The sequence below is a fragment of the Cupriavidus pinatubonensis genome (assembly GCF_019602855.1).
Lineage (GTDB): Bacteria > Pseudomonadota > Gammaproteobacteria > Burkholderiales > Burkholderiaceae > Cupriavidus > Cupriavidus pinatubonensis.
Window position 1 is genome coordinate 1530635 of sequence record NZ_CP080766.1, and the last position, 25641, is coordinate 1556275.

At 61.9% G+C, this 25641-nt stretch carries 18 protein-coding genes; 8 read left to right on the forward strand and 10 right to left on the reverse strand.

The window, feature by feature from the left end:
• Positions 1-207: 207 nt before the first annotated feature.
• From K2O51_RS06975 to K2O51_RS06990, 4 genes are all read right to left on the reverse strand, one after another.
• A complete protein-coding gene (locus K2O51_RS06975; protein WP_011301457.1) occupies positions 208-1152 on the reverse strand; it encodes a glycosyltransferase family 2 protein in 945 nt (314 codons plus the stop codon).
• Entirely contained in the window at positions 1145-2377 is a 1233-nt protein-coding gene (locus tag K2O51_RS06980) for an O-antigen polymerase (RefSeq protein WP_011301456.1), read from the reverse strand. Before K2O51_RS06980 ends, K2O51_RS06975 begins: the two co-directional genes overlap by 8 nt.
• On the reverse strand, positions 2370-3638 hold the full coding sequence (locus K2O51_RS06985; RefSeq protein WP_011301455.1) for an oligosaccharide flippase family protein: 1269 nt from the start codon (positions 3636-3638) through the stop codon (positions 2370-2372). The genes K2O51_RS06980 and K2O51_RS06985 overlap by 8 nt, the downstream gene beginning before the upstream one ends.
• Before the next feature lie 1240 nt (positions 3639-4878).
• Positions 4879-8010: a PAS domain-containing hybrid sensor histidine kinase/response regulator gene (locus tag K2O51_RS06990; protein ID WP_220629985.1), complete on the reverse strand. Its 3132-nt coding sequence runs from the start codon at positions 8008-8010 to the stop codon at positions 4879-4881.
• 557 nt (positions 8011-8567) lie between these two features.
• Here K2O51_RS06990 and K2O51_RS06995 point away from each other — a divergent pair.
• Complete coding sequence (locus K2O51_RS06995) at positions 8568-10151, forward strand: site-specific integrase (protein ID WP_220629986.1); 1584 nt, start codon at positions 8568-8570, stop codon at positions 10149-10151.
• A 79-nt stretch (positions 10152-10230) separates the two neighbouring features.
• Here K2O51_RS06995 and K2O51_RS07000 read toward each other — a convergent pair whose 3' ends face one another.
• Both K2O51_RS07000 and K2O51_RS07005 read right to left on the reverse strand, forming a co-directional pair.
• Positions 10231-11241 carry a ParB/RepB/Spo0J family partition protein gene (locus K2O51_RS07000; RefSeq protein ID WP_011301452.1) on the reverse strand — a complete coding sequence of 337 codons (1011 nt, stop codon included), beginning with the start codon at positions 11239-11241 and terminating at the stop codon, positions 10231-10233.
• A 3-nt stretch (positions 11242-11244) separates the two neighbouring features.
• On the reverse strand, positions 11245-11904 hold the full coding sequence (locus K2O51_RS07005; protein WP_011301451.1) for an AAA family ATPase: 660 nt from the start codon (positions 11902-11904) through the stop codon (positions 11245-11247).
• A 390-nt stretch (positions 11905-12294) separates the two neighbouring features.
• Here K2O51_RS07005 and K2O51_RS07010 point away from each other — a divergent pair, with 390 nt between their 5' ends.
• Positions 12295-12498: a cold-shock protein gene (locus tag K2O51_RS07010; protein WP_006159056.1), complete on the forward strand. Its 204-nt coding sequence runs from the start codon at positions 12295-12297 to the stop codon at positions 12496-12498.
• A gap of 93 nt (positions 12499-12591) precedes the next feature.
• Here the strand turns inward: K2O51_RS07010 and K2O51_RS07015 are convergent, their stop codons facing one another.
• Positions 12592-13686, reverse strand: a complete 1095-nt coding sequence (locus tag K2O51_RS07015; RefSeq protein ID WP_011301450.1) for a replication protein RepA — start codon at positions 13684-13686, stop codon at positions 12592-12594.
• 1544 nt (positions 13687-15230) lie between these two features.
• Positions 15231-15434 carry a cold-shock protein gene (locus K2O51_RS07020; protein ID WP_035875195.1) on the reverse strand — a complete coding sequence of 68 codons (204 nt, stop codon included), beginning with the start codon at positions 15432-15434 and terminating at the stop codon, positions 15231-15233.
• A gap of 415 nt (positions 15435-15849) precedes the next feature.
• Here K2O51_RS07020 and K2O51_RS07025 point away from each other — a divergent pair, with 415 nt between their 5' ends.
• From K2O51_RS07025 to K2O51_RS07035, 3 genes are all read left to right on the forward strand, one after another.
• The gene (locus K2O51_RS07025) at positions 15850-17211 is read left to right on the forward strand and encodes an NCS2 family permease (protein ID WP_220629987.1); all 1362 of its coding nucleotides are present in this window, start codon (positions 15850-15852) and stop codon (positions 17209-17211) included.
• 538 nt (positions 17212-17749) lie between these two features.
• Positions 17750-18211 (forward strand): hypothetical protein, encoded by a 462-nt coding sequence (locus K2O51_RS07030; RefSeq protein WP_011301447.1) that lies wholly within the window; start codon positions 17750-17752, stop codon positions 18209-18211.
• A gap of 98 nt (positions 18212-18309) precedes the next feature.
• Entirely contained in the window at positions 18310-19680 is a 1371-nt protein-coding gene (locus K2O51_RS07035) for a sigma-54-dependent transcriptional regulator (protein ID WP_140949807.1), read from the forward strand.
• Positions 19681-19791: 111 nt separating this feature from the next.
• Here K2O51_RS07035 and K2O51_RS07040 read toward each other — a convergent pair whose 3' ends face one another.
• Both K2O51_RS07040 and K2O51_RS07045 read right to left on the reverse strand, forming a co-directional pair.
• Positions 19792-20181 carry a hypothetical protein gene (locus K2O51_RS07040; RefSeq protein WP_140949793.1) on the reverse strand — a complete coding sequence of 130 codons (390 nt, stop codon included), beginning with the start codon at positions 20179-20181 and terminating at the stop codon, positions 19792-19794.
• A gap of 726 nt (positions 20182-20907) precedes the next feature.
• Positions 20908-21084 (reverse strand): hypothetical protein, encoded by a 177-nt coding sequence (locus K2O51_RS07045; RefSeq protein ID WP_166487107.1) that lies wholly within the window; start codon positions 21082-21084, stop codon positions 20908-20910.
• Between the two features lie 229 nt (positions 21085-21313).
• Between K2O51_RS07045 and K2O51_RS07050 the strand changes: the two genes are divergently transcribed.
• The 3 genes from K2O51_RS07050 to K2O51_RS07060 all read left to right on the forward strand — a co-directional run bounded on the left by K2O51_RS07050 (position 21314) and on the right by K2O51_RS07060 (position 25592).
• Entirely contained in the window at positions 21314-22303 is a 990-nt protein-coding gene (locus K2O51_RS07050; RefSeq protein WP_245001785.1) for a YihY/virulence factor BrkB family protein, read from the forward strand.
• Positions 22304-22426: 123 nt separating this feature from the next.
• Entirely contained in the window at positions 22427-24028 is a 1602-nt protein-coding gene (locus tag K2O51_RS07055; protein WP_011301443.1) for a peptide chain release factor 3, read from the forward strand.
• Positions 24029-24344: 316 nt separating this feature from the next.
• The gene (locus K2O51_RS07060; protein WP_140949797.1) at positions 24345-25592 is read left to right on the forward strand and encodes an MFS transporter; all 1248 of its coding nucleotides are present in this window, start codon (positions 24345-24347) and stop codon (positions 25590-25592) included.
• The last annotated feature ends 49 nt before the right edge of the window (positions 25593-25641 follow it).

Genomic DNA, 25641 nt, shown 5'->3' on the forward strand with positions numbered 1-25641 from the left:
TTCCTCCCCCGGACCACGCGACGGAGACCGCTCCTCAGTGCCTGCGAGACTTGTTTGCCACCGGAGCAGTGAAGCACCGATGGCCGTTGCAAACCCTCCGAAAAGGATCCTCCGCCTTTTACTCATATCCTGGCAACTCCATACTCATTTGCCACCGCCCGAGCGCGGTTCAGGCATGGATCGCGCAACAGCAGAACAAGACAACTTTCATGGCCGGCTTGCCCTCATCAATATATCGCCGAGATCTGCAATCAGCATACGATAGGCCATCCATGTATTGCGAGCATCATCAACTCTGCCGGCGATTAGCGAAAAACCTATCCGACTTAACGGCTCCAGGCAAAGGGTCACAAAAACCAACGTCCACGCAGGAATCCGCTTAAAATGTTTGAACCCGTAAAGCAAGCGGCTACGCAAAGAGTAAAACAACCGATGCCCCTTTACCTGTTGCGAAGTGCCGCCACCGGCATGGTACGCCTGGACGTCAGCTATATACATACTCCTGAATCCGGCTTGACGAGCACGCAGCGATAAATCGACCTCCTCAAAGTAAACAAAGAATCGCTCGTCAAATCCGCGCAGTGCCACAAACAGGTCACGGCGCATTAAAAAGAAAGCCCCTATCACCTGGTCTACTTGCCTGTTCGAATCGTGCGGCCATTCCACCATGGCTTGCGTCCATCGCCTTAGACCCGGAAGGCGATTGAGTCCGGTAGCGTTAGCAAAAAAAGATGCCATCGTCGGAAAACGCGAGCAACTGCGAGACACTTGATTCTTCTCGTCCACAAGTGAAACGCCGACAATCCCGACGTCCGCCGCCCCCGGTTCCCTAAGGTAGGTCAGCGGTCTAAGCAACGATTCGGCAAATATTCTCGCATCCGGATTCAGGAAGAGCACAAATTCTGCCCTGGCAAGCGCCGCACCTTGGTTGCAGGCCGCCCCGAATCCGCGATTCGAGGTATTGACTATTACCTTTACATCAAATGGTGAATTCGTCGCCGAGGCTTTCGCCAACGACAGAGAATCGTCACTCGACGCATTATCGACAATAATTACCGATTCAACCAATCCGCCGTGATACTGCATAATGCTTTCGATTGCATCCGAGAGCTGCCCGCGGCTATTCCAGTTCACCAGAACAATATCAAGCATGACCGAGCCCTCCCTTTTTCCAGCTGAATCGGTGCGGCGTCGTAAGGAGCCAATACCAAAACCAGACCTGTATCCAGGTTGACAGCAACGAAAAATACTGGTCCTGGAAGAACTGCATCACCAGCGGATACACCGATGCTGAATAATAGAAGATCCAGACTCCACCGCGCGCGCGCGCTCTCCTGTATAACCAATAGTGCACAATCAAGAACACGGGCGGAATTAGCACGCCGAGGTACGAAAAGTCGCGGAAATAAACTTCATATACCGTATACACATTTGTTGGGTCCGGGACGAACGCATATCCCTTCATCAAGGCTACAGGCGCCAGAGTTGAAATACCCAAAGCGTACTGAATGGAAATCAACAAGCGAAACGTATTCTCGCCCCAACTTAGATCCGGATTCCATTCCACAAGCCGGGAAAATGCAAGCAAAGGTGCAATCGTATAGCCCTTCATGCTTTCGAGAAACGATTCTACATTTTCCACAATACCGTCATCCGCGGAAATCCCCTTGGCAGTCATCCCCGCCACAAATACTGATAATGCAATAAATATGATCAGCGTAATGAGTAACCCGCGCATACGAATTGCGCCAACATTCATCAACGGAACAAGGGCCAGACACAAAAAGAACAAGATATATGTCCGACCAGTGCTGAGATAGCAGTAACAAAGACTCACCGCAACCGAAAGCCACAGGCGCCCAAATCCCAAATTGGATTGCCGATAAAGAAATATTGACACGGAGGTAGTCACAAACGAAAGTACCCACAGGTATGCCAATATCCCATAACCCTCTCCATCCTCCGTCATCGCCGCACGAAGTTGTATATAACCCAACACGGTGAAAACGCTCTCACCACCCGCGATTTCCGTAGCCCGCGCGTAGACGAGCGGCAGAGCAATGATCGCGACCAGCTGAGCCAGGTCAATAAATCGAGTCTTTCTCGCAATGACCCCGTGCCGCCGGATTTCTGGGCCTCGCCCCTGAAGCCCGCGACAGCATAAGATCATGATAAGCAATGCCAGAAGCTTCGCGGTCAGAATAAGAAGGACAAATTCCACCGACATCGAGATAAAAGAATCCCGGGACAAGTAATATCCAAGGAGCAAAGAGAACCAAACGAAGAAATAAATCTGGAACGGGTTCCCAAACCCCAATGGCCGCCGACTCGCTGTCAGCAGCCCTGCGAACGTAACGAGCAGCAATAACTCAAACATTCCGCATCCTGGAATAGTATGCGAGCGCGCTGGCGTCAAAAATCATACGACCCACCCAGGCCCATGCCGCACCGTGAATACCGTATGTATTTAGGAGAAAATATAGCGAAACAACAAAAATCGGTAATTCGATCATGTGCAATGTGGCGGTCAGACTCGCTCGCCCGTCTGCCTGAATCAACGCGTAAAACATGGAGCCGATCGCATTAGCAAAGACTCCGAGACACAGCACTTGACCGATTACAATCGACTCGGATTTCAGATGATCCTTTATCCACCACAAGAGTACATCCGGCAGAAGCAAGGCCATCAATATGCTCACGACCGCCATCAATCCAACCATGATGAACAGCCAGCGACGAAAATAGGGGCGCCACTCGCCAGGACGCTCGCGCATCAACTGGCTCAAGGTTGGAAACATTACGGACGACACCGAGCTTACCAATATCAGGCTTTGCGTCACCATCTCGTACGGCAACACATAAACAGTCACGGCAGCAGCGGAGATGACCGAGGCAATAACAAAGCGATCCGCCTGGACCAGGATCGGGCTGACGATGCTACTGACCGTCACCCATCCGCCGAAGGCGAACAGTGATCGCGCGATTCTTGAAGAATAGGCGCCCTTATATCCAACCCCACCATTCCGCATGCATCGGGCAGCCAGGTAATCAAATGCGAACAAAGCAAGAACCCTGCTGACAACTAACGTTGCAATCAGCCACGGAAGTTGATTGGTGTAGAGTGTTACCAGATACGGCCCACCAAAATTGATTACGCCGAGTCCCGCTCGCAATAGACTGATGCCTTTGAAGTTCAGGAAGGCTTCATTCATTCCGCGGTACGTGGCACTCATCGCCTGCGCCGGCAACGCAATGGCCAGCAAGATCATGGCCGAGCGGATCTCAAGAGGGGGAGTACCATGCGCGTCGATCCAGGCGTATCCACCCAGCAACGCGGTCGCCGCGACCAAAATGCCACCGACCAGTCCGGCCACAAGAGTGATCCGCCGTGCTGTCGCCAACACGTCCGGAATATCTGCCAGGTTGTCTGCGCCCCGTAGACTGGAGACCAATTGCGTCAGCGCTCGACCGATGCCGAGATCCAGCGCCCCCGCATAGCCGATCAATCCCCATGCCAGCGCCAGTAACCCAAACCGTTCGTTCCCGAGTTTCTGTATGAGTTGCGGGACCGTGACAGCTGCGACGAGTAATGGGAGCGTTAATCCAGCCAGATTCCACGAAATATGGGATAGCCGCATGATCTAATCATTTGGTTTCGCAAGCGGATCATGGCCGCAGACGGTGCTTCCCAATTCTCAAAGCTCCCTCACTAGACCAGCTACCTTGCTATTGCGCAAACTTCGCACCTTTCACCGCGCGTCCAGGACTGGAAGAGCGTCTTTGCTGTTTGCCGTGCCACGCACACGCCACGCAATTCATCGATCGGCCGGAATGATTTGCGGGTGATAGCCCAGTTGGCGTCTTCCTTTGCTTCAAGCAATTATGGGCGGTGCTGGCGGCGCGAGAGAGTAGCTATGTGCGGCACCCCATATATGCATTTCGACAGCGCCGCGTTGACGTCGCTGTCGACGTACGGTCAGCGATGTATGTTCGCGTGAAGGTCCAGCCAGGAGTTAATGCCCGCGCGGTCCGCACGTGGCGCTTCGCCCATATGTCAGGGCCGCCCCACATTGGGGGTTTTCAATAGCGGAGTTCGCCGCAGTCACCGCCCAAGCGACCCCTTTCATCACGAGTCCAGGTTGCGGATTGCGCTTTCGATTTCAGCGCTGAAATACTGTGAACGAGCAATCGCAGCACTGATGTGTTTGCACGATGAGGGCGCCGACCTGCGGCATGGCGAGGAAGCCCTCGCGTTCGCCAGCGGGCGTGAAATGGCCCTGATCCCGGGTGCCCCCTGAAACCTGTCCGGTCTGAAACACCGCCACCGCCGCGGACAAATCCCGCACACGCTCCTGCAGCGATTCCGCGGCCGCCGCTTTGTTCTTCGCTCGCCCGTCAGGTCCCAGTCGCGCTGCAAGTTGCCTCGTATTCGGCCTTGCCGACATTGAGCTGCAGTTCGATCAGCGCGCTGAGGTCCTTTCGCGGGGGGATAGAGCGCTTTCATCGGACCACGCACGATCGCATCGAGACGCTGCGCGTCCCGGGCGCGCAATGCCGCCAGCGCCGGCGTGATCCTTCGTCTCGGAACTACTTGATGCTTAAGTCGTTCACCGAGATTTTCCTACGCTGTCCGTGACCCGTTCCCTGCCGGCGAAGGCAAGTGCTTGTCAGGCTGGTTCATCGCCAGCCTTTCCTTGATGGATGCCTGTATCAGGCTTCCGGTTATCGTCAGGCGCAGGCCAGATTTAAGGCTCGCTTTTGGTGCAGTCGGGGAGTCGCCTCGCGCGTACCACGCCCGAGGCCTGACGCGAAGGAACCGTGCGCTTCAACGCGATGCCGCGAGTGTCTTGCGGCATGCATGCAAGGGGGAGAGTAGAACTACTCAGCGGCGCAGGACTGCGTCGGCGTCGGCGCGTCGACGAACTTCAGCGCGGTCGACAGCGACGACAGCAGCGATTCAAACTGGTCCATGAACGCGGATAGCAGCGCTTCGTCGGGCCGGTCGTCGAGGAGCTGGCGCTCCAGCGTGCGAAGCATCGGGGCGAGTTCCACCGCGCCGAGCGTGGCCAGGATCGCGTGCATATTGTGCGCAAGCAGGCTCGCATCGCGGTAGCGCGCTTCGGATACGGCCTGATGCAACTGCCGGTGGAAGTCCATTCGCTCGGCAAGAATGCGCTGCACGAGCCCGACGTAGATCTCGCGGCGTCCCTGCAGCCGTTCGAGTGCCGGCCCGACATCGAGCGCCGGGATCGCGCGCAGCGATACGATGCACGGAACTTTCGCGACGGCTTGCGCTGGCGTGCTCATGATCGCCGCGGCGCTTTGCAATGACTGTGCATCGCCGCCCACAAGCCGCGCCATGACCTGGTAGAGCTTCCGGGGCTCGATCGGCTTCGACACGTAGTCATCCATGCCGGCCGCCAGGCAGCGCTGCCGGTCATCTTCCAGCGCACTGGCCGTCAATGCCACGACCGGCATCGAGGCGTGCCGCGGATCGCGGCGGATGCGCTGCGTGGTTTCGAGCCCGTCCAGCATGGGCATCTGGACGTCCATCAGTACCAGATCAAAGCGCCCTTGTGCGAGCAGGCCCAGCGCATGCTGGCCGTTGTTCGCTTGCGTGACCTGCATGCCGGCCTGCGTCAGCAGCGCCTGCGCGACTTCCTGGTTGATCAGGTTGTCCTCCACCAGCAGCACCGTGCGTCCGCGCAGGGCGTGCGGTGTCGCGGTGCGTGCAGCGCCAGGCAGATCGTCGTGCACGTGTTCTGCCGAAGACTGGACGGCGTCCTGTTTTGGCGTGACGGCCGGCAGGCGTGCAGCGCGGCCTTGCCATGCGGGCGGTTTCGAAACGCCAAGACCGATCTCGAGCGTAAATAAGCTGCCCACACCTGCTTGGCTCTGCACGGTGATGCGACCACCCATCAACTCGGCAAGTCGTTTGCTGATCGCCAGGCCAAGGCCCGTTCCCTCGAAGCGCCGCGCGGCCGAACTGTCGGCCTGGTGGAACGGGCTGAACAATACGAGCAAGGCATCTTCGGCAATGCCGATTCCCGTGTCGCTGACCTCGAAGCGCACGGCCACGGTGTCGTCATCGGCATTGCATGCGCGCACCCGCAAGCGGATCTCGCCGGCATCGGTGAACTTGAGCGCATTGCCAAGCAGGTTGATCAGGATCTGCCCGATGCGCTGGGAGTCCCCGATGACATGGAGCGGCAGCGCGGGATCGACCTCCATCTGCAAGACCAGGCCTTTCTTGCGGACCTGCTCGCGGAACAGGGACAAGACATGGTCCAGCAGGCGCGCAAGCGGGAAGCTCGCGGCATCGACTGCCAGCATGCCTGCCTCCATCTTCGAGAAATCGAGGATGTCATTGACGATACGCTGCAGGTGCTGGCAAGACTCCTCGATGCGCGCGAGGTATTGCCCCTGCCTGCCGCTGTCCGGCTCGCCGATCGCGAGATGGGTCATGCCGCTGATGCCATTCAGCGGGGTCCGGATCTCGTGGCTCATGTTCGCCAGGAACTGCGACTTGGCCCGCGCCGCCGCTTCCGCCGACTCGCGCGCCTCCATCAGTTCGCGCGTGCGCTCGGCCACTTTCCATTCGAGCGTGCTCGCCAGGTTTTCCAGCGCCTGGCGCGTCCGTTCCTGTTCGGAGATGTCGGTCACCACGGTGCCGACGCCCATGATGACTGCGTCATGGCGGCTGCGGACCGGAAACCTCGCGACGCGGTAGACCCGTTGCCCGTGCGCGCGCACATTCAGCGTATGCTCGTCCACGTGCGTTTGGCCTGTGCGCAGCACGTCGGCATGGCCGCGCTCGCAGATGCCTGCGACGCGCCGGTCGGGCAAGGCCGTCCACGCGTTCCTACCCAGCAGGTCATGGAGGGGAAGGCCGGCGAATTCGCAGTAGATATCATTAGCCATATCGACCCTGCCGCCTGGGCTCATGTAGGCGAGGCCCGCCGGCACGTTCTTGCGAAAGGCCTGCCAGCGCTCCGCGTTCTGGCGCATTTCCCGGCGGCTGCGCCAGTGCAAGGCGGTCAGCGCAAGGATCAGGCAAATGGCGAGCGCGGTCAGCGCGATGATTGCCTGGCGCGCCAGATGGAACGAGCGGTACGCTTCATCGGTGTCGAGTTCGACAATGACACCCATTGCGGTGTCGGGAAACCAATGGCCCACGCCGATGACGCGGCGGCCGCGATAGTCGAGGTAGTGATCGAATACGCGCGTCTCGCCGTCCCTGGCATCGATCAGCGCAGCAGCCAATTCGGTCAGTTGTCCGTTACCGTCGGCAGGCACCGATGGCCCGCCACCGCGCGGCCGGGTCGGGACTTGCGCCCACAGGCCGAAGGGCGCTGATACCCATGGCTTCGCCGATGGCTGCAATGCTCTGTCGCCAGGCAGCCCGGGCGACAGCAGGCGCCCTGCGGCGTCGATGACATAGGCCTTGCCGCTCTTGCCAGACCAGCCCACGCGCAGGATCTCGAACAGCCGATCCTGGGGGTCCGTACGCAGGCAAAGGAAGGCGATTGGCGCCTCCGGCGTGCCGATGCGGGCACAGACCTGCTGGAACAAGGTGCCCGGGGGCTGTTCGCCCTCGGCAGTCAGGATCGGCATGGGCGACCGGTTCGGCCGTGTCGCCGCGTAATCAGCGTGCTGTGCGCGAGCCAGCGCTTCGATCACCACCGCGGTCGATACCGGCCTGCCGACATAGGCGCGGCTGCTGGCAGCGACAATCACGCGCTGCGGCGAGATCAGGCTATAGCCCTCGAAGCCGCGGCTGCGGAAGACGGGCGTGATCCACGCCTCATACTCGGCGCGCAGGGCCTGGTCGCCCGGCGCGGCGGCAATGCGGCGAGCGAGGTCGATCTGGTACGGGTTCTCGATGATCGTCCGCAGCCGTGTCTCACCGTCCTCCCTCAGCATCCCGATCATGCGCGTGACGGCATGCAGCGCGGCCTGCCGTTCGGCCTTCACGCGAGCACGCTCCTGCGAATGCAGCGTCTCAAGCACATGGGCGCTCAAAAGAAGAATGAGTGCAATCGCGGCGCAAGTCATGCCCATCGTCTTTCGGACATCAGCAGCAGGAATTTTCCCGGCACGCTGCCAGAGTCGCCCGAGGCCTTGCCTGACCTGGCCGGGCGTGAAAGAGAATGAGTTCACGGTAGATGGAACGTGGGTGCGGTGGTGCCGGCGGGGCCGAAACTGGGAGCGCGTGCGACTGGCGTAGATAGTCCATTTCGCGCCCGCCAACGTCGCGCGCCGCGGTGCATTATCCGAACCGCGACGCGTCGGGGGAATCCGGCATTGCCCGGCATAGGACTCCGCGATGAATTGGGCCAGAACCCGCAGGGTTCCTACGAAGAAATGGGTACGCTCTGGCGGACTTCAGCAACCGGGGTGGTGATTTGTGCGCCCGCCGCACCGTGCGGAGACTCACTGGCACTTGCGGAAGTGTGGTGATTCGCACAAAAATAATTTACATTAACTTTGGTGCGGCAAAAGTGGCCTGCTCGGAATCCACTTTGGATAAAGTTGTTATAGTTCAGTCACTTACATGAGATCGGGCAATGAGTGAAGACGGCGGCGCATCGGGTGCCACCAAGCTGACGCGGACGGAATTCGCAGTCGTGCGCGCGTACGCGCAGGGCATGAGGTCGGTCGATATCGCAAACCGGTACCTCACCGATCCGGACGACGATGACGTGCTGACCGAGCACCAGGCGATCACCCGGATCCTTAGTCTGCGCGACCGACTGGTCCAGTTTGCGTTGCAGCACGACCGGCCCGAGATCGCCGAGATGTTCGAGGCGCTGCGCGGGCGCTCCGACGTCGGCATGACCCGCCGCGTTGACGCGCTTTCCTCTCTAGAGGGTCTTGGCCAGGGGCGTCCGTCGTCGGGACATGAGGTAGGGCTATGGTTCGGCCCGAGCCTGGCCCGGCGCCTGACCTCAGCCGGCATCCACAAGATTTCAGATCTGGCCGACCTGGCTAATGCTCGAGGCAGCAGCTGGTGGCGCGCCGTTCCTCGCATTGGCCCGAAGTCGGCGGAGGTCATTACACGGTGGTTGATCCAACAGCGAGCCGCACAAAAAGATAATAATAAGGCACTTATAGCGCCGTATATCGTCGCACCGTCGGACGTCTCGCGACGTCCTTCCCTGGTCCCCCTTGCACTGGGCCCGGGCATGACGCATCCCGTACCGCTTGAACTTATGTTGCCGCATAGCGACGCGGGGCCAAACGCTGAGCGATCGGATCTGGAACTCGTTCGGCAATGGCTGGACGCCAGGCCCCGATCGCCCCATACCCGAAACAGCTATCGCAAGGAGGCGGAGCGGCTGCTGCTTTGGCTGGCCCAGGAACGACTGCAACTGAGAAATATGACGACGCAAGCGCTGCAACGCTATGCGGCTTTCCTGCGCGCACCGGAGCCGGCGTCGTTCTGGTGCGGCCCCGCAAGCCCGCGCGACCGGGTTCACTGGCGCCCATTCGAGGGGCCGCTCGGCGCAAGCTCGCAGGTTGCAGCGCTGCGCGTGGTGCATGCCATGCTCAAGGCACTGTCCCGCGCCGGACGGATAGGCGATGTCCGCGGGATGCTCGATGCGTCCGTTGCGCGGGCCGACGTGGTGGTGTCCGAGGCACCAGAAGCATCCGACGCAGCAAACGCTCCAGACGCGCTGAAGCGAAATGACATTGATGAATTCTTCGATTGGCTGAGGTCGCAACAAGACGCGAAGTGGCAGGCAGCGCTTGCAGCCGGCCTGCTGGTGCGCGATGGCTTCAGGCTAAGCCACCTTGCCAGCGTGACATGCGGCGCTTTGCGAATGGATGGAGACGGGGCCCGTCTGGATGAGGATGGTGCGCCATCGGTCGCTGCCGTGGTTGCTGCCGACACCCTCGCAGCGCTTCGGAAGCATTGGGTACGGCGAGGATTTGAAGTCAACCCGCCTGCTAGCGCGGCGCTCCTTGGGCCGCTCGAATTTCCGCGCACCCGTCGTGGCCTCGCGAAGCGCCTGGCAGGCAGTGCTGCCGGCTATGGGGCCAGCGGTCTCGATCAGTTGTTGCGAACAGCGTGGAAGACTTTCGCGACAGCGAAGGCACGCGAATTGCCGGCATTCACGCCGAGACAGATCCGTACTGCGACAGCATGAAGCCCCTGCGGGCCGGCAGGGAGGAGAAGGTCATTCCCCTCCCCGCGTTACACGGTCTTCGCCTCAGCTGCGCACTACGTCAGAGCAGCGTCTTGTCGAGGCCAAAGCGCGCCTTGAGCGCCTCCACCAGCGCCTCGCGCGCGCTGCGGTCGCTAAGCTGAACATCCAGCATCACCCGCCCGGAATCCCATTCCTTGATCGTGCCGAGCAACTGACCAGCATCTGTACGAATCTTGTACTGGCGGCTGATCTCCTTGACCTTGCGCGACTTGCCTTCCTGCGCCTGCTTGCGGATTGACTCGACTTCACGGCTGGACAACCCATCCGTCATGATGCGCGTCGCAAGTTCACGCGTGCGATCCTCACCCGCCAGCTTGAAGTACAGCGTCAGTTCATAACCCGCAGCGATGCCGATCGCGTTCGGCCGTTCCCGCATGACAGCCAGAACCGACTCGGGAAGGCGCAACAATGCGAGAGTCTTGTTTACCGTGCCGGCGGAGATACCGGTCAACTCGCAGATGTCCTCCTCCTTCTGCACCTTGCCTTCATCGAGCAACTGGCGCCAGGCGATCGCGTTGTCGAGCGCGGACTGATCCGACCGCTGCTCGTTGAGCATGAACGACAGCCGGTAGAAGTCGAGGTCGCTAAGATCATTTTCGACAAAGCATTCCATCTCGAGCTTGCCGGCAGATGCCAGGGCGCGCTTTCGATAGTGGCCGTCGATCAGGATGTAGTGGCCCGGCCGGGATGGATCCGGCGCGGCAAGGCCTGGCGTCTTCTGTCCGTGGGTGGCAATCGATGCGGCCCGCTCCTGCACGACGGCAGGATCGTAGATGCGGCGGGCATTTAGCGGATTGTCATGCAGGTGGGTCAGGAGAATCCGGACCAGCGCACGGGAGTTCTCGGTTTCCGCGCTTTCAGCGCTGAAAGCCGTCGGTGGCTCCGGCTGGCGCGCCTGCAGCAGGCCGTTCGGATGCTGGGAGATCGCCGCCTCGGCGCGCGCGAATCGATCGAGGGAATCGCTGCGATTCTTCTCGGCCGCCATGCCGGCCAGCATGCCCGCCTTCAGGCTCTTCAGTTTTGTAGCCATGCCTTAATGCTCAATCAAAGACAACACTTCATCAACCATCATGTCGACCTCCTGAACCGCTTCGCGAGCGCCGGCGACGCCGTGGACGGTACATCCGATTGCCTGGCATTCGCGGAATGCCGAGCGCGACCCGATCATCGAGTTCAATAGCGGTACCTCGCCGTCGTCGCCAAGGATTTCGATGGCCTGCCGCGCGATCGACACGCGTCGCTGAACCATATTCGCCATCACGCGGATCAGCAGCGTTTCGTTCTGGACTTGTGCATGCTGGGCCAGCGTCTTCGCCGCCACGGCTGCCCACAAATCGGGGGGCGACGGTACCACGGGAATGATCGCCAGATCCGAAATCAGCAGTGCGCTCGACGGCGCCGCGGAATGGACCGCAGGCGGGCAATCCACAACGATGTAGTCGTAGTCCTGCACGAACTTGCGGACTTCCCGATGCATGGCACCGCCCGACGGCGCCAGGCCAATAACGGAGGCGGGAAAAGGGCGTTCATCACTAGCCTGTGCCGCCCATCGCGTCGCAGTGCCCTGTTCGTCCATGTCGACCAGCATCGAACGGGCGCCACGCAGACCGAGCGTCCCGGCCAGATGCATGCTCACCGTAGTCTTGCCGCACCCGCCCTTCTGGTTGAAGACCGTGATGATTTTTGCTGCCACAAGGACCTCTCTTTCAGCGCTGAAAGCGCAGTTAACTTTAGGCGCAACTTTAGCCAAAACGACGTGACGTATCAACCCAGTTCGTAAATTTTATAAAATATATAAACATCCCTTGCGCTTTCACTGCAAGAGCGCTTTTTGCGGCCGCTTTGGCAAAAAGCCCAAAGCTTGATATTTCTGCTTGAAATGCGTCAGACAATCCGCCTAAAGTATCTGTAGTGCGCTCTACGGCGCACATGACACGCCAGCACAATCTGGTTATGATGCGCCCTACAGTCGAGTCAAGTCGTGCCAACCTCGTCGGCTTCCGTTCGGTATCTACGAGAACTCAACGTGCTTGAACGGTTGTTTACGTGGTGTAAGAGAACTTGCTTCGAAAAGGAAATTCCTATGGCAACCGGTACGGTCAAGTGGTTTAACGAGACTAAGGGCTTTGGCTTCATCACCCCGGACGACGGCGGTGCGGATCTGTTCGCGCACTTCTCCGAAATCCAGGGTTCGGGCTTCAAGACGCTGAAGGACGGCCAACGCGTGACCTTCGAGGTCAAGCAAGGTCCGAAGGGCCTGCAGGCATCGGCGATCAAGCCCGCCTGATCTTGCGGCAGCCACGCAGTTGATGCGCGGCTGTCGTTTGAAAGCAAAAAAGGCAAGCTGCGTGCTTGCCTTTTTTGTTGACCCTGGCAGGTATCAGCCGAGCTTGCGGACGCTGGTCCTCGACGGTTGCAGGATCAGGGCCTTTGACGAGTCCGCGTCGACCTTGGCACCCGGATACACCACGAGCACATCCTTCAGCGCCTTGCGGAACAACGCGCGGAACTTGCGTTCGCTCTCGGTCTCGGTGCCGAACTGCATTTGCAGGGCCTCCCAGGGGATCTCCGTACGCCGCTGGATCGTAAAGAACCGGTACGTCAGCCAAGAGTAGACGTCCAGCGCGAACGGCGACTGCTTGAGCGCCTTCAGTGCGCGCATATCGACCGGCACGGGTCGGTTGACCAGCTCGTTGAAGAAGGGTTCGGACAACACCACAAAGCTCTCGAACATGGAGCCCTGCCCGGGCTGCATGGGATCCCACCACGTCGACAGTTGATCAGCTAGCAGGTAACCAACGCGATCGATCGACAGCGGTTCGTGGTTGCTGGTCTGATTCTGGCTCGGCATCGACTTGTTCTGCACGATCGCAATCGTGGCCGAGAACAGCCGGATCATCTGCTGGCGTACCAGCGTCATGGTCCCGCGCTTGCCGCCAGTGGCCATCGGAATGCCGAGGTTGTACATGAACTCCGACAGGGAATTGCCCAGCGAGATGCGGCGGTCCTCAACCGTGCCGGTGAATTCGCCCCGCTTCTTCTTGGCCATGATCTCCTTGCCGATCCAAGCAAGCATCAGGCGAGGATAGGAGCCATAGGGGTAACCGAGCGACACGGTTTCCGACACAAGTTTCTGCCGGCCATTGCTGGCGCGCTCCGACCGCTGCTGCGTGAAGTAGCCAGGCTGGATCATCAGCGAGATGTTGCCGCTCGTACGCGTCCACACCGGCGGCGCGCCCTTGGGCGCGCGATAGGGCAACGTCACCTGGACACTGGCCCGGCTCAGGAAACCGACTTCGCCGCTTTGCCAGGCGTCTTCGCGCTCCATGGCCTGCGCCTCGTCGAACAGGCGTTGGAATTTTTCGGACGGAACCAGGTTGTTCTCGTTGCCGGGAACAATGATGCGGGATGGCTCGCCGTCCATATCCAGGACGGAGCGATCCCCCGCGGCGACCGGGGAGCGTTTGATGGGCATATTGGCGTGCTTCGGATTACCCGCCTTTGTACGCGAAGCCGTAAACCTTGTCACGCAGAAACGGGTACGTATACGTTCCGTTACGTTTCCTGTGGCGTTTCCCTGTATGCCAATTGGGTTGAGGTGCCGTGTTTACCTGGCTGGCAGAAGGCTGGCATGTCGGTGGGCAACCCGGGAGGGTTGTCCACGGAACGCCAGACCTTGGCTACAAGTAAACGATACCGATACGGGTTAACTACTTGTAAACCGTATACGGAGGGGTCAGCGCCTTGATTTCAAAAGAGATCTGTCCCGCCCGCGAACCCGAATCTGCGGAGGAACGTACTCGATTCTGCGAAGCCCCGAACCCGAATCTGCGCAAGGACGAACCTGTTTCAGCGGGTGGCCTGAACCGGTTTCTGCGTGGATAACTTCTTGTTCACACAGGCTTTTCCACAGCTGGAGCGTCCATTTGCGTACCCAATTCTGCGGCGATGTGCCGTTTTGATCGCCAGGAGGCGTAAACGCGCTCGCCGGCCGGAGTTATCCCCGCAGAAACAGGTACGTTCCGCGGTATACGCCTTGCCTGTTAACGCTTTGGCGTACCTGTTTCTGCGAAAGATCGATCCAAAGCGTACCTGATTCTGCGCTGCGGCGGTTTACACAGCTGTGCGCTCGTTGTCGTACCCATTTCTGCGGCGTACCTGATTCTGCGACGCGCCGGCCCAGGCAGATCCTCAAGTTCGGCGTACCCATTTCTGCGTGTTTAACAGATGCGCAATGGCGAAGTGCGTACCCGTTTCTGCGAGTCGTCTCACGTTCGCGCCGCAGCCAAACAATAACACTTTCCATTATACACATGCCTTTCCACAAAAGCTAGCGCTCACATTTATACGTATACGTGCGTTTGGCGGCACAGGCTGCGAGTACCCGTTTCTGCGCACGTTTGCGTACTGAGTCTTCGGTGAGCGACAGGCGCAAGGGTTGGCTCTGCTCGGTGCGTACCCATTTCTGCGTACTCGGACCAATCCAAACGCCAGGGGACCGCGTACCCGTTTCTGCGAACTGGTCCCAAGGGGGCTCAGCAGCGGAAAATTCTTGCGCTGCAACAACACCCGTACCCATTTCTGCGCAGGAAAAATGCGGCACGGCAACAGAAAGAGGGGCTATCTACGCGTCGTGGCAATCACGACGGGGCACGAAAAAAAATTTCTCGCCGTACCCGTTTCTGCGGGCGTGGAATCAGGGGCCGGACAGGCGTTTCCGGTTTGCGTACCTGTTTCTGCGGGCCTGAATCGGAGCGAGCGTACCCATTTCTGCGTGCTGCGCTGCGGAAGGTATGCGGCCGGACTCCCCAGGGACGGGGATTGCGTACCCGTTTCTGCGTGCCGGAGGCCGGCACTTACGGATTCGGTAGGAAGAGGGGGAGACCGTCCTCCGGTCTTACTGGAGGGATGTGGCAGTGAAGGCGCGACAGCGGCAGTCGCGACCCCAACAGGCGTAAAAAAACCCGCCTCAGTGGGCGGGTTCCTTGTCGTAGCGCGCCAGGCGCGCCGCGCGCTCGCTTACAGCGGGGTGATGTTCGCGGCTTGCAGACCCTTCGGGCCGTTCTTGACTTCGAACGACACGCGCTGGTTCTCTTGCAGCGACTTGAAGCCTTCCGAGCGGATTTCGGAGAAGTGGGCGAAGAGGTCGTCACCACCTGCGTCCGGCTTGATGAAGCCGAAGCCCTTGGCGTCGTTGAACCATTTGACGATACCGGTTTGCATGATTTGCTTTCCAGAAAAAATAAAAAAAGCGAATGGCGAAACCGCCATCCTACATAGAACTCAAGGAAAGGACACCATGGACAACCGAAGTACCAGACGGTGGCTAACGAATGAACTGTTGCCTCGTCGCTTGAATCTAGGCCGATTTATACGGGGGTTCGATGCCACCGTCAAGCTGGGAGTGATCCCGGGGTGGGGCGGGCATCACTTTTCGGCGCTGTGCGATCATCACGCCTTTTGCATGTCGTTCATGCGTCGGCACCGCCACCTGCGTCACGATTCTGTACCAGCGTACGCTTGCCGCAACATGGGCGCGGTATACCCATGCCCATGCGGCGGCCAGGATGTCCCGGCCATATCGGCCATTGCGTCCGGCGCACCGATGCACCAACGATAGACAGTCAGGAGACCATTCATGTCGATACCGGAACCCGCCTCCACGCCACCGGGCGGCCCAGCCGCCGGCCAACCCGCGCCGTCGCTGCTTGAGCGCCTCTTCGGGCTGTCGGAACACCAGACGGATGTCCGCACCGAAGTCCTTGCCGGGATGACGACCTTCCTTACGATGGCGTACATCATCTTCGTAAACCCGTCCATCCTGGGCGATGCCGGCATGCCGAAGGACGCGGTTTTCGTGGCCACTTGCGTGGCTGCGGCGATCGGTACGCTGATCATGGGCTTCTATGCCAACTATCCGATCGCCATGGCCCCCGGCATGGGCCTGAATGCTTACTTTGCGTACACCGTGGTGAAGGGCATGGGCTTCGCGTGGCAGGCCGCGCTCGGCGCGGTGTTCATCTCCGGCTGCCTGTTCCTGCTGGTCACGCTGTTCCGCGTCCGCGAGATGATCGTCAACGGCATTCCGCATTCGATTCGCGTGGCGATCACCGCGGGCATCGGCCTGTTCCTCGCGATCGTGGCGCTCAAGAACGCGGGCATCGTCACGGCGAGCCCCGCTACGCTGGTGACCATCGGCGACCTCCACCAGCCGTCCGCGGTGCTGGCGATCGTCGGCTTCTTCGTCATCGTTTCGCTGGACCAGCTCAAGGTGAAGGGGGCAATCCTGATCGGCATCCTGCTGACCACGGTGCTGAGTTTCTTCTTTGCAGGAAATACGTTCCACGGTGTGTTGTCGGCACCACCGTCGATCAGCCCGACGCTGTTCAAGCTCGATATCTCGGCTGCGTTGTCGATCGGCATCGTCAACGTAGTGCTGGTCTTCTTCCTGGTGGAACTGTTCGATGCTACCGGCACGCTGATGGGCGTGGCCAACCGCGCTGGGTTGCTCAAGGCCGGCCGCATGGACCGCCTCAACAAGGCGCTGATGGCGGACAGCACGGCGATCATGGCGGGCTCGTTCCTGGGCACGTCGTCGACCACTGCCTATATCGAAAGCGCATCGGGCGTGCAGGCAGGCGGACGCACGGGGCTCACCGCCGTGACGGTCGCGGTCCTGTTTCTGGCGTGCCTGTTCATCGCGCCGCTCGCGGGCACGGTGCCGGCCTATGCGACCGCGCCCGCATTGCTCTATGTGTCCTGCCTGATGCTGCGCGAACTGCTCGACATCGACTGGAACGACGTCACTGAAGTCGTGCCAGCCGTGCTGACCGCGCTCGGCATGCCTTTCACCTATTCCGTCGCCAATGGCGTCGCATTCGGCTTCATCAGCTACGCCGTGCTGAAGCTGCTGACCGGCCGTGCGCGCAATGTCCCGGTGATGGTGTGGATCATCGCTGCGGTGTTCGTCTTCAAGTTCTACTACCTGCCAGGCCACTGAGCGGTGGGGGTCGAGGCGGGTCCGCGCCGCCTCAGTCTGCGTGCCGAGAACCCTCAAGGCGTACCCGTTTCTGCGTGACCGGCCGTGGCAAGGCGTACCCGTTTCTGCGAGCATCGGGCGCGCTGGCGCATGACCGCAGAAGCATGCCATGCCGATGGATGAGAACGGTGAGGCGCTTGCCGCAGGCTTCATCCCAATGGATGAGTGCGGCATGAGTTTGGTCGGACATCCCCCACTCGGGGCTGGACAAACCGCCGCAAATGCACTGAACTATAGGCGTGGCAAAGAGAGGGCGCATGAAAGCGCCCTTTCTTGACTCCGGTTCATCGGGAAAGGCGCCATAGAGCGCACTGAAGCAGCTTCGGCAAGTCCGCCTGCCGTGGGACACGTCCGACAAGACCGTTTTTCAATACGGCATCGCCACCACGAAGACAGAGCGCGCGGACACACGTGCGCCAAGCAAAAAACAATTTAAAGACAGAAAAGTGGTAAACGCGAACGTGTAGTGCCGGGGGTGTTGTACAACGGGGATCAGATCATGACCGCAGGAGAAATCCGGCGAACCGCCATCGGGCCCATCAGCGAGTCCGCCAGTCGTTCCATGCATCGCACCTGGGCTGCACTGGGAGAAGCCGCGGGTGAGTCAGCCACCCGCAGGATCCGCCACGACGGTGCGGCGGTGTCGGGCGTGACCGCGTTGCTCCAGGACGGCGAGCTGTCGGCGGGCGCGCGCGAGGCGATCGAGAACTTGCTGCGGCGCCATCGGCTGCTCGAGGCCGAACTGGTGCGCCAGCGTGAGCTGCTGCAGGAATGGATCCTGAGCCAGCAGACCTACAAGGCTCTCTACTATCAGTATTCCGGACAGACGCCCGAGGCTCCGCGCGTTGAACTGATGCGCGAGCGCGATGCCGTGCGGCGGCGTCTCCAGGAAGAATTGCATCTTGGCAGCGATCCGCTTGCTGTCATGGATGAACCAGCACGCAGTCAGTCCAGTTCGTGACACCGACGTCAAACCCGCGGCGGCAACGGCCGGGAGGGCCGGAACCGATGCGCCGGGAAACCGGGATGAACAATAAGCCCAACGTCCGGGAGATCGTAATGGACCGACTGTGCAAGGCGCCGACACGCGCCGCGCAGGTCGTGGTCGTGTCGCGTCATGAGGATTTTGGTTTTACCCCTGCCCAGTTCGGGCCGGGTTGGGACGTGCGCCGCATCCAGCAGGTGCGCGACCTGGAGCGTATCGTGCGATCGAGCGCGCCCATGGCGGGCGTGATCGACCTGCAGACCGAGTACAGCGAAGTCGAGCTCGGGCAGCTGGAGCAGGGGCTGCAACACCTGCACGTGACGTGGGTGGCCATCACCACCGATGCACGTCTTGCGGACCAGCGCATACGCCGGCTGATCCGCGACTATTGCGTCGACTATGTGCGCACGCCGTTCTCGCATGACGAACTGCTCTACACGCTCAAGCATGCGCATGGCATGGCGTGCCTGCATCACGGGCGCACCACCGAGATGGCGCCGCATGGGACCATGATCGGCGAATGCGCGTCGATGCGTGCGATGTTCCGCTCGCTCGCCAAGGTGGCGCACAACGAGGCGCCGGTGTTCATCTCGGGCGAGTCGGGCACGGGCAAGGAACTCGCAGCACAGGCCATCCATGAGGCATCGAGCCGGCGCAAGGGACCTTTCGTTGCGATCAACTGCGGCGCGATTCCTTCACACCTCGTGCAGTCGGAGCTGTTCGGCTACGAGAAGGGCGCGTTCACCGGCGCGAACCAGCGCAAGATCGGCTGGATCGAGCAGGCGCAGGGCGGCACGCTGTTCCTCGATGAAATCGGCGACCTGCCGCTCGAAAGTCAGGTGGCGCTGTTGCGCTTCCTGCAGCAGGGCACCATCACCAGGCTGGGCGGACACCAGTCCATTCCGCTGGATCTGCGCATCATCTCGGCCACGCACGTGGACCTGGTGGCGGCGCAGGCCGATGGCCGCTTCCGCGCGGACTTGTTCCACCGGCTCTGCGTGCTCACGCTGACCATCCCCGCATTGCGCGAACGCGGCGAGGACATCCTGCTGCTTGCCAATGCGGTACTGGCCGAGCACGGGCACGAAGCCCACCGGCGCATCCGCGGATTCTCGCCATGCGCCACGCAGGCGATGATGCAATACGCCTGGCCGGGCAATGTGCGGGAGCTGATCAACCGCGTGCGGCGTGCGATCGTGATGACCGACAACCGCAAGATTACCGCAGAGGACCTGCAATTGCATGGTGGCGCCGAGTTGCCGCGCAAGACGCTCGATGCGATTCGCGAGGAGGCCGAACGCGAGGCGATCCGCAGTGTCATGGCGAGCCACGGCTTCCATGTCGTGCCCGCCGCGCGCGAACTCAACGTGTCGCGCGTGACGCTGTACCGGCTCATGCACAAGCACAACATCCGCGTGGAGACGCAGCAGACGGCCGGCGAGTAAGCCGGCGAACGGTTGAGCCGACTGGCCGCATGCGCGCGCCAGGCGCTCCAGGGAAAGGGGAACTGGCGACGTCCGCTCGCCGGTTCCCCCTTCCCCGTGCCTTGCGGCACGTCAGCGCACAACGGCGACCGGCACGGGTGGCGTGCGCACCGGTCCGGCAGCTTCGGTCCCGGCGACGGGAGCCGCCGCCAGGTTCATGCTGATCTTGCCGCGCGGGCGTGGCGGGGCGTTGCCGCCGCCGTCATTGTGGCGGCCGGGCGCCGCGTCGCGGCGGTCCAGGCCATCGCGTGCCTGCCGCTCGTTCGGCGTCGCGGCGCCCGGGTCCTGCTTGAACTGCAAGTCGCCCCATGCCCAGCCGAAGCCGCGCACGTAGACGTCGCTGCTCACGGCCGCATGCGAATTGTCACTGGCGTTATCGGGCCGGTCAAAATAGGCATAGCTGGCCGCCAAGGCGCTGGTCGAGCACAAAGCCAGGGCGGCGGCAAGGTATCCGGCTTTCATGGTGGCTCCTCCCTTGGTGGAAAAAAGTGCCCGCCGGGGGACGGAGCACAATTCCTGCTGGCTTGCGGCGCTTGCTGCGCTATAGCGGCTGCGCCGTGGCCATATCTAAATATATCTAATGTCCAGTGCGGCGCCGATACGCCGAGATCGCAAGCGCCCGGCTCCATAACGCGCATGGCGATGCGGGCTGTGTTGGCACACGCGGATGCGGCAGCAACGGCGATGACAACAGGTCCATGACAGACGGCGGCGGTCCCGCCAACCGGTGCGAACGCCGGCGTGCCGTCATGCGTGCTGGCGGATGACGCATGGCTGGGGGCTCCTCTTGCAATCGCGCGTAATGGCGTGTGGTGGCGTCACGGATTATTACTACTCCCTGTCAGACAGAGAGCGACAAGTGTGCCAATGGCCGCAAGCGCTTGTTTCATGCGGCTTCCAGCCCGATGCAAAGGCTGTATGGTCATCTTGTGCCGCGGTCGCCGACGATTCCGTTACGCCGATGCAACGGAAGCGGCCCGCGTGGCGCGCCGCGCCCCCGCCACGCGTGAGCGTTACATGCCGCGATGTCGCGTCCTAGGCGGCATTGCGCGCCGCGAGGGGGTCCGCTGGTGCAATTCCGCCACGGTTGCAGCGCTGTTACACGGGCCACGCGTATATCACTTGCGCGCACGCCGGCGCCGCACGCAGAAACGGGTACGCCGGGTTAGCCAGGACGCGGGGAGACGCTCAGCGTGCCGGGGCTGATTGCTGTGCCGGAGCCGGCGACTGGCCGGCGCCGCTGGCACCCGCGCCGGAAATGGGTTTGGGTCCGGGTTGGCTGCGTTCGCAGCCACCACAAGCCAGCAGGCTCAGTCCAAGCAGCAAGATGACGGCCAGCGGCCGCCCTGGGATCGTGCGGGTCACAGTGGCTCCTTTCGCGGTAGTTGCGGCGCAGATGCCGCGTCACAGGCGCGGGCAGGCATGCCTGTTTTTACTGTAGCAGGTCGGTCGTGTACTGCCGGATGCGGCTCCAGGCCGGAAGAGTGCTCCGATGCGAAGTATCATGAACGCAGGTGTCGCGTCGGCTGCGGCTGCACCAGGCATGGCAGCTGGCGCCACGTTCTGTCCGTGGTGCTGCGAAGGTCTCCCGAGCATGACTGCTGATGAGCACAACCTGTCCGATCCAACGGACCGCCACGCCCGCCGTCCGCACTCTGGCCTGCGACGCTTCCTGCCTGATCGCCACACCGGCCAGCGCACGGTTCGCGTGGTGGTTGCCGCGGTTCAGTCGTGGTTCGCGCACCGTGCTGCCAGCAAGGGCGCCGCACTCTCGTTCTACATGCTGTTCTCGCTGGCCCCGATACTGGTCCTGGTGATATCGATCGCCGGCCTGTTCTTCGGCGCAGAGGCCGCGCGCGGCGAGATTTTCGAGCAGTTGCAAGATCTGGTCGGCGAACAGGGTGCGAGTGCGATCCAGAGCATCCTGGCTGCCACGCATCGCGCCGGGGGCAGCGGGGTGGCCGCGATCATCGCCACCGGGATCCTGTTTGTCGGTGCTACCAGCGCCTTTGCCGAACTCAAGAGCAGCCTGGACGATATCTGGCACGTGCCGGTGCCGGCGACGGCGGGCTGGCAGCAACTGCTGCGCTCGCGGCTGCTCTCGTTCAGCCTGGTGCTGGTGCTGGCGTTGATGCTGCTGGTTTCGCTGATCGTGAACGCGGCGCTTGCCGTGATCGATCGCTTCTGGGGCGCGCTGTGGACGCAGTCCTGGTTCGCGCCCGTGGCCGATGTGCTGTCGACGCTGTTCTCGTTTGCCGTGGTGACGGCGTTGTTCGCGGTCATCTTCAAGATGCTGCCCAACGCGCGCATTGCCTGGCGCGATGTCACCATGGGCGCGATCATCACTGCAGTGCTGTTTTCGGTCGGCAAGCGCCTGATTGGCCTTTACCTCGGCAACAGCGCGGTGGCATCGTCGTATGGGGCCGCCGGCTCGGTCGTGGCGCTGATGCTGTGGGTGTATTACTCTGCACAGATCTTCTTTTTCGGCGCAGAACTGACGCGCCAGTACGCGCTGCAGTTCGGCAGCCTGCGCGGCCAGCAGGCGGATGCGTTGCCCGGCCAGGGCGGCGAACCGGTAAAATAGCGCCCCATTCCCTTTCGTGCGTGCCCGCAGTGCCGGCTCGACCGCCACCCTGCGGTCCTCGTCGTTGCCCGGTCGGCTCCCGCATGCCGGGCCCTGCAATCTACCCGATCCCTATCCGCTGCCGTGAGCTCGCTCGTATCCGAAATTGCGCGTCGACGCACCTTTGCCATCATCTCCCACCCCGACGCGGGCAAGACCACTCTGACCGAAAAGCTGCTGTGGTTCGGCGGCGCGATCCAGGTGGCCGGCGAAGTGCGCGCGCGCAAGGCTGACCGCCATGCCACGTCGGACTGGATGGAGCTGGAAAAGCAGCGCGGCATTTCGGTGACCTCGTCGGTGATGCAGTTCCCGTACCGCCGCGAAGCTGCCGACGGCAAGGCCGAGGAGAACATCGTCAACCTGCTCGACACGCCGGGCCACGAGGATTTCTCCGAAGATACCTACCGCACGCTGACTGCCGTGGACTCGGCCGTGATGGTGATCGACTCGGTCAATGGCGTGGAAGCGCAGACCATCAAGCTGCTCAACGTCTGCCGCCTGCGCGCTACGCCGATCCTCACCTTCATCAACAAGCTCGACCGCGAAGGCCGTTCGCCGATCGAGTTGCTCGACGAAATCGAAGACGTGCTGCAGATTCAGTGCGCGCCGATGACCTGGCCGATCGGCATGGGCAAGGCCTTCCGGGGCGTGTACCACCTGATCGACGACAAGGTGCAGCTGTTCGATCCGCACGGTGACAAGGGTACGGCGGCCATTCTCGATGGCCTCGACAACCCGGAGCTTGACCGCATCCTTGGCAGCCAGGCCGACGAGCTGCGCCTCGAGATCGAACTGGTGCGCGGTGCCTCGCACACGTTCGACAAGGAAGCGTTCCTGGCCGGCAAGCAGACGCCGGTCTACTTCGGCTCCGCCATCAACAACTTCGGTGTGCAATCTCTGCTCGACGCGCTGTGCCAGCTGTCGCCCCCGCCGCTCGCGCGCAATACCGAGTCGCGCGTGGTCGAGCCGCAGGAAGGCAAGTTCACGGGTTTCGTGTTCAAGATCCAGGCCAATATGGATCCGCGCCACCGCGACCGCATTGCCTTCGTGCGCGTGTGCTCGGGCCGCTTCGAGCGCGGCATGAAGCTGCTGCACGTGTCGCAGGCCAAGACCGTGGCGATCAACAACGCCATCACGTTCATGGCGCAGGACCGCAACACGACGGAAGAGGCCTACGCGGGCGACATCATCGGCGTGCCGAACCACGGCACCATCCGGCTGGGCGATGTCTTCACCGAGGGTGAGCCGCTGAAGTTCACGGGCATCCCGTCGTTCGCGCCCGAGTTCTTCCGCCGCGCGCGACTGAACAACCCGCTCAAGGTCAAGCAACTGCAGAAGGGCCTGCAGCAGCTCGCGGAAGAGGGCGCCACGCAGATGTTCCGCCCGCTCGCGTCGAACGAACTCGTGCTTGGCGCGGTCGGTATCCTGCAGTTCGACGTGGTGGCGCACCGGCTCGAGCACGAGTACGGCGTCGATGCCATTTTCGAGTCGCACGAATGCGCGACCGCGCGCTGGCTCAAGGGCGCGCCGGCCGAGATCGAAAAGCTCATTGCCAAGGCCGGCCACAACGTGGCGCTCGACGGCGCCGGCGACCATGTGTACCTGGCGCCCAGCATGGTCAACCTGCGCCTCACCCAGGAAAAATTCCCGGACGTGCAGTTCCTGGAAACGCGCGAGATCGTCTGACCCGAGCGCATCCCGGATGCAAAACGGCCCGCAGCAGTGCGGGCCGTTTTGCATGGAAGTGCCGTTTTGCGCGCATTGGCGCCTGGGATAGCAACGCGGCGGGTCAGAGAGCCCCTCTCTTCACGCCGTGTGCGAATGTCGGCAGCTGTATGCACGCGATCCACCATGCCGCCGTAGAATAACGCTCTTTGCCCTAATGGCGCGCTGTGCAGCCGGATGCTCCGCAGCTGGCCGCTCCGCAGTTGGCCGCTCCGCAGCTAGCCGCAAGCCACGCCATCCATCTCCCTGACCGGCACCCGCCGCCGCGACTGCTCCCATGTCTTCCCCCGCCGCCACCACTGCCGAAGCGTCCGACAGCGTCTTCGGTGATGCTTCATTCCGCCGTTTCTGGTTTGCGCGCCTGTGCACGACCATCGGGTACCAGATCTTCACCGTGGCGGTTGGCTGGCAGATGTATGACCTGACGCGTGATGCGTTCATGCTCGGGCTGGTGGGGCTCGTGCAGTTCCTGCCGTCGGTCGCGCTGATCCTGATGTCGGGCCATATGGCGGACCGCTTTGACCGTCGCCGCATCGTACGGACCTGCCAGGCGCTGGAAGCGCTGATCGCTGTCGCGATGGCGGTGTCCAGCCTCTCCGGGCGGATCAATCCCGAGCACATCTTCGTGTTCGTGGCGCTGATCGGTGCGACGCGGGCGTTCGAAACGCCCACACTGCAGGCTTTGCTGCCGAGCGTGGTAACGCAGCGCCAGTTGCCGCGCGCGGTGGCGCTGTCCAGTTCCGCGGGGCAGGCGGCCATCATCATCGGCCCGGCCATCGGCGGCTTCGCTTATGTTGCGGGGCCAGGCGTGGTGTACGCGCTGAGCGCCACGCTGTTCGTGATCGCCGCGATCCTCGTCAGCGGCCTGACGCTGCGCCAGCCGGTGCAGCGGCTAACGGCGCCGGTCAGCGTGAAGACGCTGTTTGCCGGGTTTGCCTATATCCGCAGCCGCCCGGTGCTGCTTGGCGCGATCTCGCTGGACCTGTTCGCGGTCCTGCTCGGTGGCGCGACGGCGCTGCTGCCGATCTATGCGCGCGACATTCTCCACACCGGCCCGTGGGGGCTTGGGCTGCTGCGCTCGGCGCCCGCGATCGGGGCGCTGGTCACCGCGCTGTGGCTGGCCCACCATCCGCTCAACCGCCGTGCGGGCAAGGTGATGTTCGGTGCCGTGGCACTGTTCGGCGCGGCCACGCTGGTGTTCGGCGTATCGCACTGGCTGCCCCTGTCGATGGCCGCGCTGGTGGTGCTTGGCGCATCGGACATGATCAGCGTGGTGGTGCGCTCGACGTTGGTTCAGCTCGATACGCCCGATGACATGCGCGGACGCGTCGGCGCCGTCAACTCGGTCTTTATCGGTGCATCCAACCAGCTCGGCGAGTTCGAGTCGGGTGTGACGGCGGCACTGCTGGGGCCGGTCGGCGCGGTGATCCTCGGCGGCGTGGGCACGCTGCTGGTGGTGGCGGTCTGGATGCGCCTGTTCCCGGCGCTGACCCACCGCGACCGCCTGCACGACCATCCGGCCTGATGACTGGGGCCCCGAGGCCCAGAGCGTACCCGTTTCTGCGTGCATGTGT